Origin of the sequence: Bacillus sp. FJAT-27231 (genome assembly GCF_001183975.1) — a bacterium.
Lineage (GTDB): Bacteria > Bacillota > Bacilli > Bacillales > Domibacillaceae > Pseudobacillus > Pseudobacillus wudalianchiensis.
The window spans coordinates 1-15101 of record NZ_LFZU01000002.1 but is presented as its reverse complement, the minus strand read 5'-3'; the positions used below and the strand labels follow the sequence as shown (position 1 = coordinate 15101).

Sequence of the window (15101 nt, the reverse complement as noted above, 5' to 3'; positions counted from 1 at the left end):
TCTTTTTTTAACGGATTTTTTTCTAAAGCAGATACTTCTTTCCCTGTCTCTGCATTTTTTGCTTCCTCTTTTAAAACAGATAACACGTTATCAGGAAGGTTCTTTTCGCTCATTATTTGTTCGAGAGGTGACTTATAAAAACCATCGCCTAGATCAAGTCTGTCCATATTAATAACAGAAAGCTGGTTCTTATCATTTAGTTCTTTCGGCAAAATGATATGGTATCTTGTTTTTTCATAGTAAGCTTCTTTTTCCGCTGCCATTGATAAATGTTTCATTTTTTCATTGGCTTCTCCGAAAGGAATTAATTCACCGCTCTTTAATCCTTCACTCTCAGACCACTGTATAAGAACGGCTGGACTCGTCACAGCCGACTCAGGTATAGCAACCGCTTTTTTGTCCTGACTTTGGTTAAAAGCTTCAATAAATGCTTTATCATCTAAGTTCTCATGTTCAATTTTTGTAAAGGATGAATCTTGTTTGTCTATCATTTTACGCAAACTTTCAACGGTCATATGCTGTTCAGCGGTAGAAGATAAAGCTCCGAATTGAACGACTAAAAGCTCCGGTGACTCGTTTTCTTGCCCCTTAGTTCTTTCTCTTTCCTGTCCAACGGTCTCTTCTATGGTGTCAATAAATTCTATTGAGGTTTCATGCACTTCTTTTAAAAGTTGTGTTTTCTCTCTCAACTCACGATCTTCTGTCCAGTGGTGTAAATAATTCAGAGAGTATTCACTTGTATCAATACCAAAGTAGTTAGCGACTGTATAAGCTGTCATTTCAGCCTGAAATTCTTTTTCAGGCGCAGTATAATTTTCATGGGTTTCTACTGTATGAAGTTTTGCATGTGCTAACTCATGAAGGAGTGTTTTCACATTCTGCAATTCACTGTTTCTAGGATTTAAAGCTACTTCTTTTGTCAAAGTGTAGCTGACTCCTTTAGCAGCTCCTAGCTCTTCCTTAGGTTCAATGATTTTAATTCCGTTGCTTTCTGCAATCTTTTCCATGCCTTTATAAAGCAAAAAGTAATCTTCTACATTTCCTTCAAGCCACCTGTTAGGGAATATATCAGGTAAATCTTTGGCTGTCGCGCTCGTTTGGCTAACATCGAACACGTGTCCAACTGAAAAATATAAGCGACCTTGTTCAACCTTTATTTTTCCTTCCTCGATCATTTTTCTTTCTTTTGAAGAAGCTTTTTCTAATGGTTTCATCTTTCCTTCTTCATCTTTGAATTTGGGTTTAGTTCGGTTGGGAACGAGTATCTTAATTCCCTTTTCCCCTTTTTGAACTGGAAAGCCTTTGTCTTTCCAAAACTTATAAGAACCGACAGCTTCGGCCCCAGGGAATTGCCCTTCGATCAAAGCCGCATTAGAAGGGGAATACTTATAAAATTTTGCTTTAAAAGCAAGATATTCTGCTAGCTGCTCTGGTGATTCGAAATATCTTTCGATATTCTCTTCCATGTTTTTAGTTAGGGTTTCAACTTCTTTCTTTTTTTCTTCAAAGCTTTTTCGTTGGAATTTTGCCATGATATAAACTCCTTCCCCTAATTTAAAAAATAAAAAAGCTACCGTCATTTACCGATAGCTTTCTGACCTTATGTTGCTTTTTTAATTTTCTTCCTCTTCCTTCTCAGGGCTTCCCTTTTCCGAAGCCCCGACTAATTCAGCCATATCTTCTTCATTCCACTTTTCACTAATCTCAGGGAATAGTTTCATTGTCTTTACATGTATGGGTACAAGAAAATTATCTTGTTCAGTCAGATAATTTTGTAATTCTTTTGCTTCTTCCTCTGTTAATTCCAATTCAACTTCTTTCCCATCCACTGATAAAACAACATCTTGATTTCCTACTTCTTTGATCACCGCTAATGAAATTTCATTATTTAATAACATTTAAATTCCTCCTTTAGAAGCTTCATATTCTAATTTTTTTTGCCGTTGGTTCGTAATTCTTTCTTGTACTTCTTGTTTGGCTGTCTTCACCCCTTCCATTTCTTGAACACTCGTTGTGATTAAGTTTTCATATGACTCGAAGAAGTAGATACCATTTAATAATTCAATTAATATTTGAGTGTTCTTGTCTGCACTATTAGTGCCTATGCGTATTTTGTTTAGTTCTTCCTTAAATGTTTCTTTGAGAGCGTTGGTAACTACTTCTGAAATGTATTTGATTGACCACTGGTTTTCTTTTAATTCTTTATGCTCTTTGCAAATGCGAGCAATGGCTTCTCCGTTAAAACGGATTTTATTTTCATCCATATAATCACTTACATACTCAAATGTTTCTTCATCAAATGAAACAAGCTTTCTAATTTTTTCATTTTCCATTGTAAACATCACCTTTCCATTTCCATTTCTTTAGCTCTCTCAATATCCCTTTGCAAGTTTTCATAATGACGTTGATTTTTCCAGCTATCATATTCAGATGAAAAAGCACGTTCCATCTTTTTCATTGCATATTGCAAAGCAAATTTGTTTTTGAAGACTGTTCCTTTTTTGTTGAAAGAATAAGTAGGTTTCCCTTTATTTTTCATGCGATCATATTCTTTCATTTCCTTTAAAAAAGCATTTCCCATTCTTTTATATAACTCTTCAATTTTATTTTCTTTGTAATTCTCATAACGTTTTTTATCGAACTTGCCTTCTCCATAAGCTCTTTTTAAAACGTCAACTTCCTTGTCTAATTTTTTTAGAAAAAGCTCATAATCTTTCTTGTGATATTTTTCAATATACTTTTCCGTTAATTGGTTAAGAGAAGGTTTAAGATGATTGATCGTGGTGTAACTGTATTGCCATTGTCTTTTGTCTTCGGGTAATTGATTATATATTTTGAGGAACATCGGCTTCATTTCTCTATTTCTCCATCTTAACGTTGAATCACTTTTCTTTTTATCGACGATCTCTTTTCTAATCAAGTCATTAATTATTTTTTGTTCTTCCCCTCGATCAAGTATGTTATTAACGACTTTAGATTTCATTGCGTCAAGAGTTTTAGGTTTTCGTTTTCCTCGATCTCGTGTCGGGTTGGGTTCAACTGTAGCAATGTGAATGTGAATATTATCTGTATTGTAATGAATCGCTCCTGACCATACAGCACTTTGATCTAATCTTTCTTTCTTCATCATTTCTTTCATGGCAGCACGAGTAACATCCATTAACTTGTTCTCATCAATTGTATGTGTTTTAGAATCATACAAGCCTTGTTCCTCCAGCCATTTATTATCAAATGAAATGACATCTTGCCACATAATGCTTTCATTTTCTTGAGCTGTTTTAAATAGTCTTTTCAATTGTTTTTTGTCATCCGAACTTAAACGATTCGTTTTTTCTGTAAATAATGAAGAGGTTTTATCTGGATTATCCATATAATCTTGGTACAGAGAAAACAATTTATTATTGGCTTGAAATTCTTTCTTTGCTTCATCACGATCAACATAATCTACATAATTTTTAAAGTCGGATTGTTCAGGAGTTACAAAACGAGTTTTCAAAACAACGCCTGGAACAACGGTTGTTTGAATCATTCCTCTTCTTCTCCTGTCATTAATTCAATGAAGTCATTTACTTTTTCCAACGCCTCATAACATTGAGTCATTGTGTAAATATTTTTTTCTATCAAGGTTTGTAAATGTGTCTCTCTTCTTGATTGTTCATGAAAAACCGCCAGTGTTTCAATCTGTCCTTTTAAAAATTCTTGACGAGAAAGACCTTTTTTCTTTGCAAGTTCGTCTATTTTTTTTATGGCAACTGGATCAAGGTTTCTAATTTTTACTTCCACTTTTCATCATCCTCCTGAATCTTAGGGATTTACTGCAAAAAAATAGAAAGAGCATAAGGGGTTTTTGCCCCCACTGAGGGTGTGGGGTCAGGCAAAGCCTGACAAAACAATGGGGACAAAGAAAGCTCTTTAGTGTAGACCTAGTGATAACATAAAATCCCTTAATGTAGACCTAGTGATAACATGTTTTTTTAAATCTTTAATAAATCCTGTTCTTTTTGATTTAGTTTTCTGATCTTCTCTTCTGCATTTTTTTGTTCAAACTCATAATCTTCTATCATTAAATCGCATTCTTTAATGAAGTCTTTTTTTAATTCAATTTCTGTTTCAGTATCAATCTTTTCGATTTCTGTATCATACTTTTTTTCCTTTTCTAGCTCTTTAATTTCTTTATTTAGTTCATTTTTTTTCTGAACTTCTTGCTGGATTGCTTGAGTATATTTCTTAATTTCTTTTCCCAGTTGAGTTCTTTCCATCTCTATAAAATACATAGCGTAAACATCTTTTTCCTTGGTTTCTAGTTCATCATTAACTTTCGTTTTCTTTTGATCTGCATAAATAGTTTTGATTAATTCTTCTCTTTCTTCTTCTATTTTCTCGTCTTCATTTTTGATGACGGCTGCTTCATCCGTTTTATTTACTTCATAAATATCTAATGCAATAGCTTCCCAATTTGAAGGAACATCTTCTATTTGAAGAACATAATTTTCCTGCTCGTGATAGATCGTCTTCAACGACATAGGGCTTCGAGTGTTAGCTTTTGATAAAGCTTCAAAGGTATAATCGTTGCTATCATCAATTGTAAGCAAGATTTCCATGATATTTTTTTTCGGGTTATACTCCCAGCTTTCAATTCTTAAAGTACTCATTGTCGTGAGAGAAATTTCTTTTTTTAGTTCTGTATGATAAAAATTTTGTTCTTCTTTCATGTATGCTTTTGAAGAAATGAAAGAAAAGAAACCTAGAAACAGAAACATAATAATGGAGAGAAACACCCATGATTTTTTCCTTCTTAAATTTATTCCATCCAAAACTTCCACCCCTTTTTATTTAAATAATTCCTATGCTGATTTCATCAATGCTGGTAACAATCCATTTACCTTCTTGTTTATTTACAGTTAGCTTCACCACATTATTGGTTGTTTCTGGTTCACTTTTCTCTTTTGTTAGCAAGTTCACTTTGTATTCAGCAAGCAAGATTATTTCATTTTCAAGAGCTTGATGTGATCGAAGATAAATAGAAACATCCGAAGGTTTGGAACTGTAACTTTCTTCATATTGAAAAGTTTCTGTCGGATAGAATAGCTCAAACAAATCTTTGCTCATAATTTTTTCTGCTTGATTTCTTCTTTCTTCATAACCTTCTTTTTCTTGAAACATGGTCAGATTAATAAATTTTTCTGCAAGTTGAATGTAGTCCTTTCTTTCACTTTCCTGACTGGATGGAGTAACAGAGAGTAACTTTTCTTCCATTCCAACATTTTCTGCTCTTAGCTCATTGTTTTCTTTTTTTAGTCTTTCAACATCTTCACCGCTATCAATTTTTCTGTCTAAGTAAATATTGAAAACCGTTATACTGATGACAATAGCTGCAAAAATAGCAAATATAATTTTGCTTTTATCTTTTTTTGCTTCCAAAATTTCTTCCCCCTTTTATTCAACAACTCTCCGAACATGCCCTGAAAAGTGTGTTTTCCAGTAAGTATTGTCTACTCGCTCAACAGAGACACCATTAGAACTCTGCGCACCTAAAAATTTTCCATCACCAATATAAATTGCGACATGTCCATCTTTTTTATATGTGTCCCAAAAAATCAGATCGCCTACTTTCATTTGGGTAGGACTGATCTTTCGGCCTTTGTGCTTTAATGTTTCTGTCGTTGCCCCCATCGGTCCAAGATTTATTCCTGCTTCTCGGTATGCCCACCAAACAAAGCTAGAACAATCAAATTCTTTCCTCGCAATAGAAGCTGTCGTTCTACCACCGCCCCAAAAATAGGGTCTTCCCAAAGCAGTCATTCCCACTTCAATCGCCTTTTTTATTGCCCCTGACGCTTGGATAACGGTTCCGTCACCATTGCCAATGGCAGCTACACCGCCGTTATAATATTTCAAAACCGCTTCTACATAGAGAATGTCACCATAACAAGCTCCAAGTGGTTTTGCTTCTTGTCGGATACATGTATATAAATGTCCTCGACCTCTAGCTTTTTCTTTTGCGTACATTTCTTTCGAGAATTGAATCGCTAAATCCAAAGTGTATGTGCCACCACGTTGTTTTATCCAGTCAATAAAACCACCCCCAAAGTTGTAACTTTGGAGGGTTAATTTAATATCATAATTGGCTTTTTCCAATACACTTTTAAAATGAAGAACACCTTTATCAATGGAAGTTTCAACGTCAGTTATGCAACCAACACGACCACAAAATGATTCTGACGATTGCATTGGATCGTTTCCTCTACCACCAGATTCTTGTTGTATTAGAGCAAGCATAATGGCGACATATTGTTCAATTCCATATTTCTTTGCATATTCCTCAACTAAGGGAAGGTGTTGCATGACTTGTGGAGAAACATTCGCAGTACCGCCAACAAAGTCACCTTCGGAGATATAACTCGTGTCGTTCGAGCTGCTTTCAAAGCCACCAACCAATGTAGTAATGACACCAATTAAAAGGATGATGAAAAAAAAGAGGGTAATTACCCCTCCAATAAACAGCCATTTCTTTGGCAGTAATTTTAAAGCTATATCCATAGAGATTAAGCACCTCCACCGTACAAAGCAAGTTCCTCATCTGTTACTTCTACCTGAAATCGTACGTTCTTAACAGAGCTAATACACAATAATACATTTCCAGTTGAAAGATAAGGAATCTCTGCCACTTCACTTTCATTTAACTGGCCAGAGAATATTCTTCTCAGCATATCTAAGCTATTGTTGTCCTGTTGCATGATGAATTTGTATTGCGTCAGTTCAAACAAAATTTTAATTTCTTCAACGGCTGTTTGATCTGAACCTTCTGGAACAAAGTCTCGGATAGAGTGGCTTGCGAAAAACAGACCACCGAAATACTTTCTTGCTTCGCGACTAAACTTTGTTAAAAATCTTAAAGCATGTTCGCTCCCTTTCTTTGTATTGATAATGTGATGGGCTTCATCAATTAAAATTAAATATCGGACAGCGTCTTCAAATTTTAAAACTCCTTGATTGAAAGCTTTTAATTGAGGGGCTCCGTTTTGAAGCATGCCATCCCAAAGCAAGTTCATCACATTAAACAGTTGGGCTTGGAAAATTTCAGGTTTAAGAGAAGAAAGGTGACGTAAGGAGAAAGCGACAATTTGTTCATCATTAAAATCTTCAATCGTGGAAAAGCCATCGAATAAATGAGCGTATGTTTCAACCAGATTTTCGATATTTAACTCTATTAGCTCAAGCCGCTGCTTTCTGCTTTCGCCTAAGTTGTCGTGATGTTTTTTCGTTCCGAAATCTTCATAAAGTTCTTCTCTAATAAACGTAAGAAAGTCGCTCAAGATTGGATACTCATTTGCTGGAAGACCGGTAATGTTATTGTTTAAGACATCTTGGTCATCCCATAATCCTTTGCTGATATATAGCTTTCTTAACAAGTTTTCATATTCTTTTAATTGATCGTCAGTCGCTTCTGGTGTGATAAATCGGTAAAATACCGTCAACTTAGATAAGTGCTGAGTGAATGATAAAGCTTCGTCAGGAGATCCATCTTCTTTCGTTACAGTTTTGTATACTTGTAAAGGGTTGATGATTCCTTGTGAGCCATCAAGCGCAATGGTTTTTCCTCCAAGAGCGTCCACTAAGTCTTTAAACTCTCCAACAATATCGAAGACACGAATTTTATAGCCTTTAATCGCATTATCCAGTAAGCTCTTTTTTAATAGCGTGCTTTTACCAGCGCCCATTTGTCCTATTAAAACAGCATTATAGCTTTTACGCTGATGATCTTTATGAAATTGATCGAAAATTACGCTGCCTTTCGTTTGTGTTGATCCATAAAATGTTCCGTAGGGATCACTAAGTTGGGTAAAATGAAAAGGAAATCCCCCAGCTAATGATAGCGACGTAATTTCCTTTCCTCTTCTCTTATTAATATAATTTTTTTGAGTCTCAAAACCTGTTACTAACGATTGAAATTCATATTCTTGTTCATTAAGAAAAATAGAACCCCGAAAGTTTTGGGCTTCAAGATTCTCAATGACTTCTTTTGCTTGTTTTTCTAAATCATCAATTATTTTCCCTGATATATAAATCCGCAAGTGAATACGTTTCATAACTTCTCCATTGGTAATACGTTGATACAATTCCTCTAGCTCTCTATACTGTTGGGAAGCTTCGAGTCGATCAATGTTTTCCTTTGCTGTAGCATGACGGACACTATGTTCAGCCATCGACTTGTTAATGGATTCAATGACTGCTTTGCGATTATCACTTATCACATCAAGAGTAGTGATCACATTTGGCATATTCATAATTTCTTCTAGCCAAAAATCGGTTACATTGCTTTGATAATCATAAACATGAATGCAGGCTTCGTAACCATCCCCTTTACGGATATAGCTTTCTTCAAACTTAACGCCCCCCTGGGGCTGAATACGAGCCAAAAAGTAAGGATTGTATCCTTTTTTATCTTTCAACTCTTTTTCAGTCTTCACTCTCTTTTTAAAATTTAATTTGAACATTCATCTGTCACTCCTATTTTTTATTGCCTAATTTTGAATTTTGATTGTACAGTTTGTAGAGAATCTCAACCTTCTTTTCAGTCTCGACCGGATTAATCGGAGCTGAACGCTTCATATGTCTTTTAATGGACTCCACCCGTTCTTTGACCACATATTCATTAGCTCCATAGATAAAAATAAAATACTCTCGATTGGTTCTTCCCCACTCAAGGAATTGCAGTTCTTTCAACTTTTGAAGAAGGAACTTTTCATATAAAGAACTCTTACATTCTTCTAATTTCTTTTGGATAAAAGTTTGTTGTCTTACAGTTGAAACCGGAAAGTTTAGGGAAACGATCTTTACTGGATACTGGTAAGCCTGAAAGAAATAGGCTAAATTATAAATGTCAAATTGGGTCTCTTCATCATTCATAGCGTATACATCTTTACTTTTAATTTGCCAAATATCAAAGAAGCCTTGCTCGTCTTTTAATTCAATTAAGCCATCGTCCGTTATGTCGATGATCGGCAACACCTCTACAATGCTCTTCTTTGCCATTGGACGTTTTTCTGTTTTCTCTTTTTTCTTACCTTTCTTCACATTTTTTTTATTCTTTTTTTCATTTTTCATTTTTTGTTGCTTTTTTTTCTTTTTAGAAGGTATTTGCTGTTCTTTTTTCACCAACATACTCTTTTCACTGAATTGAACCTTTACAATATTATCTTCCTCGGCTTCTTTTTTCTTCTTAGTAGGTACTGTTGGGGGAACGCTTTTTTTATCCATCTCTTTTTCATTAAATAAAGCCATCTTTTTTCTCCTTTCTCTTTTATTCTTGTTCACGATCTATTGCACAATAGGTGTTCCTTTTCCTCATGATTGTTATTAACAAGACTTCATACATTCTTTTCTTTGGATTAGTGCTTGGTCGCCATATCATAATGATCCCGACTATAGCCATAAAGAGATAATAAGCAATCCTCAAGTCGTTATGAACGAAATTATTAAATATTAAGGTTAGTACAATTAATCCAATAATAAAAAGCAAATCAAAGAGAAATAATACCTTGTTAATTTTTAATTCACTTGATATTTCTTTTGGTATGCGATAATTTGCCATCTTGTTTACCTCCTTAAAGAAAAAGACAGGCATAATAACTACGCCTGTCTGAGATACCTTTAATTTTCTTTGTTTTCTCTTTTTCTTCTCCAATTCTCTCCTGTATTTACCCCAATTTGGTAACTACGCTTTGCTTGTTGCACAGTTGGAGAATTATTAAGTCTGTTGGCAACCCTTTCTCTTGCATATTGGCCGATTGTTCGAGTTTCTACTTCTTTGTTTTGAGTAACAGGACTTCCGTTTGATGAGGTAGTAGTTGAAGCAGCTGCCACCTGCGAGTATGCTGTATTATCACCTGAGTTCGTTCCAGAGTTCATTTCTTGATGAATAGGTGTTGAACCTGTAAAGTTTCCTCTATCTGTTACAGGACTATCATTGACCGATGAAGATTCTCCAGCAAACCCTGATGACTGCATATCATCATAAAATCCTGTATTTGAACCTATGTCTGCGGAGTTTCCTCTAGCAACTGAATCATTATCAGAGGTGTCACTGCTCGATAGATCGCCACTTGTACTTGATGGAATGTCACCTGTAAATCCGGCTGCTCTCATTTCATCTTGCAAGCTCATACCCTGGCTATTTGAACCTCCAACACTAGATAATTGTTCTCCACCAGTATTGTCTTTATTCGCTTGTGAATTGGCTGAAAGCAAACCTCCTGTTCCATTTTGATTTTTTTCTTTGTTCTCATCATTTTTCATCTCATCTTTCAAAGAAGATTGTTTATCATTGTTATCTCCTTTAAGACCGGCTATGACACCTGCTGAACCAGCTCCTGCCAGTAAAGCTCCTGTCCCAGCTTTTGATAAGGCTTTTCCTGCTCCTTGTCCAACTGCTCCAACTGTTCCTGCAGCTTTTTTAGCAGCTCCGGTTTTTCTTTCAATTGCTCCTGCTAGATTACCTACACTCTTGCCAAGTGCAAATCCACCTGCAACAGCGCCCCATCCACTTTTCAATCCAGCGTCAATTCCAAATAATCTTTCACACATAACTGGACCATCTACTACAGCGATACTTATAGCGATAAGAGCAATCAAATAAGCCATCCCATCTAATTGTTCACTAATAAATACAGTTCCCATTAGGTAAACCTTCATTGAAATGAAGATCATAATAATGACAAGGAAAGTATTTAAAATGCTTTTCAATACTTGTTTTAACATTTGTCCATTAGATACATCGGCTGGTGCAACTAAATTAGCTAAAATGTAATTAAATGCTAGTTCATAACATAGTTTAGCCAATTTAATTGTGATAAACAGCATTGTCATCCCAGTAACAAAAAGAGAAATGGCAATCGTCCAAAAATCCCAGTGCCAGCGATAATACTTTTCTGGAAAGAAGTCAAACCAGCCGTTTTTAAGTTCGACAAGGGCTTCTTTTCCATCAGGAGTGATCTCCATTTTATTTTCAAAGACTTTTGGTGCTGCTAGTTCCTTCCCCTCTGCTACTTCAAAATCATCGTCGATATTTTCTGTAATATCAATATACTTGATATTTTCTTGAGAGACATTGTTGGGATTTTCTAATTCAGTGGATTTCCAGCCGTTCACATCAAACTGTGCTACATCTGTCAAACCATCTTTAATAATTTTTTCACTTACTGTACCTTCTCCGTTTAGATCAACGGCAGAAATAGCGTCATCTGTAAATTTATTTGCTTTTGTCATCCCTGTATTTAAGAGTAGCAATACTGTAAGGGAAACAAATACATTCATAGCGATTTGTTCTCTATTAATCTTCTTATTCATAATAAGCATATAGCCAATATATAAGAATGAAAAAGCTAACAATACATATAGAAAAGGCTGAATGGTTTGAACAAATTCTTGTATACCCTCGGAAGCAAAAAAAGTCTTAATTCCTAAAATGCTATCTGTAATATTTTCTAATCCATCAACAAGCCAAGCTAGCCCTTGAATAAAGAACCATCCTAACCATCTAAGACAATATCCAGTTACATTTCCAATCTCAAGGTAGTCTGAAAACTCCTTCAAGATTCGTAAAACTTCTTCATCGCTCATTCACTATCATTCCTCCATATGAAATACTTCTTTGATCGTCTTCTCAATTTTTTTATCAAACGGTTCGATCTTTATATTAATAGGGTCATTGATTGACTTACCTTTCTCAAGAAAAACGACACCGTCTATAAAGGCAATGACGATGTCGTTTCCTGCTCTGACTTTATCGTAATAATCATCCAAAATTCTCACTAATGTTTGATTTACTTCCATAGTAAACGCCCCTTATTAAGTTAATACTTCTTCCTTTTTTTCTTTCAGATCATCAATAATTCTTTTTACTTTTCCGGAAAGAGCCTGATAGATTGTCTTATTCACTTTGTCATTTGCACCTAAAGTTTTTATTTTCTCCCAGACTTCCCCCATTGGTTCTTGTTTTAATTCTTCCATTGACGTTTCTAATTCAGCTAAAAAGTGTTGTTCAATTAATTTTAGACTCATTTTGTCAGAAGCAAAAAACTCTTCCATTGTTTTAATCTGCCAGTTATCAGCAGAAAGTTCATCAAAAGGCGAATCATTAACAGGCATTGTGTTCTCTTCTGTTTTCTCAATTTTTACTGCATGTGGTTCTGTTTCCTTTGCTGGTTCTTGTGACTTTTGCGGTTCTTCTATTTTTTCTTTCTTCTCTTCCTTAGCAAAGAAGTCAACCAGCAAGTTTTTTGGGTCAATATTTGTGTGTAACGAATGGATTTCTATATCAAGAATAGACTTATCTGTATCAAACTCTTCTCCAAGATATTCCCAACGATACTTGAGAGCTGTTTTGCCGGTGTTATAAATTGGGAAAGCTTTGATTCTTTTTCGGTTTTTATCCTGTCGCTTGATAACACGTATGACAATACTTTCTCCTTCTTTTAAAGCCATCAATTCATTTGGAGTAAGAAGCTTTCGTCCATCCACGCTTTCTGTTTTATTCTTATCAAAGGAAAAACCTTTGCCACTTCTGGACATAGAGTCAATCGTTTCTTCTCCTAGTTTTTTGGAGATTTTTTCGGCAGTATCATAGTCATTGGTTAAAATGTAAATGGTATTGCCGCAATTTCCATCAATAGTTGGCGCGTCATCACCATATTTATTTTTAAGTTGTGCATAAGCTTGAATAATTAAGTTAAATCGAATATTTCTACCTAAACAAACGGTCACAATGTTTGCTATGCCTTCAATTGAAGGCATGTTTCCAAACTCATCTAACATAAACACAACTTCTCTATAACATTTACCGCCCCGAGCCAGCGAAGCATATTTCGCTAAGACGAAGTAAAGCTGCCTAACAAATATAGAAGCTATCACATGGTTACTGGAATCAAAATCAGGTGTAATCATAAAGATCGCTACTGGTTTATCAAAGCAAATCATTTCTTGTACTTGAATAACTTCATTATTTCCGCTGGTTAAAACCTTTGTTGCACCTGTTTTTTCATTTATATCTGTAATTAAAGCAACGGTCTTAAATTCACTCTCTAGTTCTTGTATCTGGACTCGATCACCAGCGTTGATTTCTTGATCGAAATTCAGCTCAAAACGTCCAGTCATATCTGTCTTTACGGTTTGGGTCGAGCCGTCTGGAAAGGTTATTCCTATACGTTTTAATGGAGTCGCTTTTCCTTTGATTGTCTTTCCGAAACCTACACGCTTTAGATCAACGCTATTTTCTGCTGTCATTTTGGCAATTTCATCAAAAGTAAAAATGGACAATCCATTCATTGTTTGAGTGAAAATCCCCCCTCTTGTTGTACCTTTCGAGAAATTCGAAGTAGCATATTGCATTTTTGCGACGCTATCTGCCGGTAAAGATTGAAAGTACCTATCAAGAGCATTTTGAAGCTCTCCTTCCTCATCTTCTACTTCTTGAGAACCAAGTTCTGACAACATATTTGCTACAGCATACATAGTAATTTTCTGCTCTTGGCCTTCCTTAATACATTTATCTGTCACAGCTAAAATCATGGCATTACACAAGCTCATAGCGCATTGTTGCCAGAATGGATCTTTAGCATTCGGATTGTAATAAAGTGTGTGTGAGAGGGTTTTACATAGCGCTTGAGCAGTGGAATAATCGCCCTCTTTATATGCGTCTTTGACAAGTTGTAGTAAGTTGTAACTCATTGATTCTAATGGATTCAAAAGATTTAAAACTTCAATGTGATAACCACGTTTTTCAAGAGTCTCTTTTGAAGCACTAAATAACTCCCCCTTAGGATCATTTAAAATGAGAGAAGGTTGCTTTTCTGCTCTTGAGTAAACATCAATGGTTGGAAATACAAAAGATTCACCCTTACCGGAGCGAGTTGTACCAATAATGAGATTGTTTACCGGACTATCATCTATAAATACCTCTTTTTTATATCTAGAGATAACAACGCCTCCACCACCTTCATAACGTTCTTCTCTTTCTGGAACTGACTTGTATTGGCTTTTAAGTTCTGAAATAGTCGTGAAACGGCTTGAGCCTTTTTGATCTTTATTTAAGCTCTTGAAATTTGACCTCATTTCATATACAAATTTGAGAACAGCTATTCCAGCAATCAAACAGATGATGATATAAAAGATAGGGTATTCAGCCATACGTATTAAAAAAAAGTTATCTATTGAAAACTTGAATGGCTGGGGATTCATTACATCACTAAATGTTGTTCTAATTAGCTCTAAAATGGTGTTAAACAAAAAATTAGCAACCAAGAATATTAGAATAAACAAACAAGCACTCAAAGGGATGAGTGCTTGTTTTTCTGCAAATATGTGTTTAATAGATTTTCCTTTCATGCTGCCTTATTTCCTCCTAAATCAGAATGGAAGTTCATCATCTTCTTTATTGTCAAAAGGGCTATCTGTGAAAGGACGATATTCTTCTACTTCTTCACCTGTATTTATTGGCTCTAAAATATCGTTTTGATACTCTAAAAATTGAATTTCTTGTACCACGCATTCATTTACGAATATCATTTTTCCTCTTTCATCTTGATAAGAACGACTTTGTGTACTGCCCTTAACAGCGATCATGCTTCCTTTAGTTTGATATTTACATAGATTTTCAGCCCAGGTATTCCAAGCCACACAAGGAATGAAGTCAGCAGTATTTTTTTCTAAATTGCTTTTCTTTTTTCGTTCAACAGCAGGGATGAAAGAAACTACTGCTGCACCGTTAGCCGTTTTTCGTAATTCAGGTTTTTTAGTTAACCGTCCTATATAAATAGCTTGATTAATCATAATTTATCAACCTTGTGTATTTCCAGCGTTAGCACCATTCTCAATAGGAGCTGTTGGAACTTCTGGTGTTGGCTTCGGCTCAGTCGGTGCTTCCGGTTGCTCTGGTTGTGATTCAACAGGCGGTGTTGTTGGCTGCTCCGGTGCTGGCTCTGGCTCTGAAGGAGCTGTTGGAACTTCTGGTACTGGCTTCGGCTCAGTTGGTGCTTCTGGTTGCTCTGGTTGTGATTCAACAGGTGGTGTTGTTGGTTTCTCCGGTGCTGGTTCTGGCTCAG

The 15101-nt window shown here is 35.5% G+C and carries 14 protein-coding genes and 2 pseudogenes; all 16 read right to left on the bottom strand.

Annotated features, from left to right (window positions below):
* Positions 1–2: 2 nt before the first annotated feature.
* Positions 3–1532, bottom strand: a pseudogene (locus tag AC623_RS20420) (LPD25 domain-containing protein); the annotation flags it as partial.
* An 81-nt stretch (positions 1533–1613) separates the two neighbouring features.
* Entirely contained in the window at positions 1614–1898 is a 285-nt protein-coding gene (locus AC623_RS20415) for a hypothetical protein (RefSeq protein ID WP_049666862.1), read from the bottom strand.
* Complete coding sequence (locus tag AC623_RS20410) at positions 1899–2333, bottom strand: hypothetical protein (RefSeq protein WP_049666860.1); 435 nt, start codon at positions 2331–2333, stop codon at positions 1899–1901.
* A gap of 8 nt (positions 2334–2341) precedes the next feature.
* Complete coding sequence (mobP2, locus tag AC623_RS20405; protein WP_049666858.1) at positions 2342–3529, bottom strand: MobP2 family relaxase; 1188 nt, start codon at positions 3527–3529, stop codon at positions 2342–2344.
* Positions 3526–3783 carry a hypothetical protein gene (locus AC623_RS20400; RefSeq protein WP_049666857.1) on the bottom strand — a complete coding sequence of 86 codons (258 nt, stop codon included), beginning with the start codon at positions 3781–3783 and terminating at the stop codon, positions 3526–3528. Before AC623_RS20400 ends, mobP2 begins: the two co-directional genes overlap by 4 nt.
* A 191-nt stretch (positions 3784–3974) precedes the next feature.
* Positions 3975–4814, bottom strand: a complete 840-nt coding sequence (locus tag AC623_RS20395) for a hypothetical protein (protein ID WP_049666855.1) — start codon at positions 4812–4814, stop codon at positions 3975–3977.
* A 19-nt stretch (positions 4815–4833) separates the two neighbouring features.
* Positions 4834–5421 (bottom strand): hypothetical protein, encoded by a 588-nt coding sequence (locus tag AC623_RS20390; protein WP_049666854.1) that lies wholly within the window; start codon positions 5419–5421, stop codon positions 4834–4836.
* Positions 5422–5436: 15 nt separating this feature from the next.
* The gene (locus AC623_RS20385; RefSeq protein ID WP_049666852.1) at positions 5437–6540 is read right to left on the bottom strand and encodes a bifunctional lytic transglycosylase/C40 family peptidase; all 1104 of its coding nucleotides are present in this window, start codon (positions 6538–6540) and stop codon (positions 5437–5439) included.
* A gap of 5 nt (positions 6541–6545) precedes the next feature.
* Positions 6546–8498, bottom strand: coding sequence for a VirB4 family type IV secretion system protein (locus AC623_RS20380; protein WP_049666850.1), 1953 nt, complete (start codon positions 8496–8498; stop codon positions 6546–6548).
* Between the two features lie 13 nt (positions 8499–8511).
* Complete coding sequence (locus AC623_RS20375; protein WP_049666849.1) at positions 8512–9285, bottom strand: hypothetical protein; 774 nt, start codon at positions 9283–9285, stop codon at positions 8512–8514.
* Positions 9286–9304: 19 nt separating this feature from the next.
* Positions 9305–9595, bottom strand: a complete 291-nt coding sequence (locus tag AC623_RS20370; RefSeq protein ID WP_049666949.1) for a DUF5592 family protein — start codon at positions 9593–9595, stop codon at positions 9305–9307.
* A 59-nt stretch (positions 9596–9654) separates the two neighbouring features.
* Positions 9655–11622 carry a pLS20_p028 family conjugation system transmembrane protein gene (locus tag AC623_RS20365; protein WP_053104198.1) on the bottom strand — a complete coding sequence of 656 codons (1968 nt, stop codon included), beginning with the start codon at positions 11620–11622 and terminating at the stop codon, positions 9655–9657.
* A 6-nt stretch (positions 11623–11628) separates the two neighbouring features.
* Positions 11629–11835: a hypothetical protein gene (locus AC623_RS20360; RefSeq protein WP_049666847.1), complete on the bottom strand. Its 207-nt coding sequence runs from the start codon at positions 11833–11835 to the stop codon at positions 11629–11631.
* A 15-nt stretch (positions 11836–11850) separates the two neighbouring features.
* Positions 11851–14385 carry a VirD4-like conjugal transfer protein, CD1115 family gene (locus AC623_RS20355; RefSeq protein ID WP_049666846.1) on the bottom strand — a complete coding sequence of 845 codons (2535 nt, stop codon included), beginning with the start codon at positions 14383–14385 and terminating at the stop codon, positions 11851–11853.
* A 21-nt stretch (positions 14386–14406) separates the two neighbouring features.
* A complete protein-coding gene (locus AC623_RS20350; protein WP_049666845.1) occupies positions 14407–14829 on the bottom strand; it encodes a single-stranded DNA-binding protein in 423 nt (140 codons plus the stop codon).
* Between the two features lie 6 nt (positions 14830–14835).
* Positions 14836–15101, bottom strand: a pseudogene (locus tag AC623_RS21850) (hypothetical protein); the annotation flags it as partial.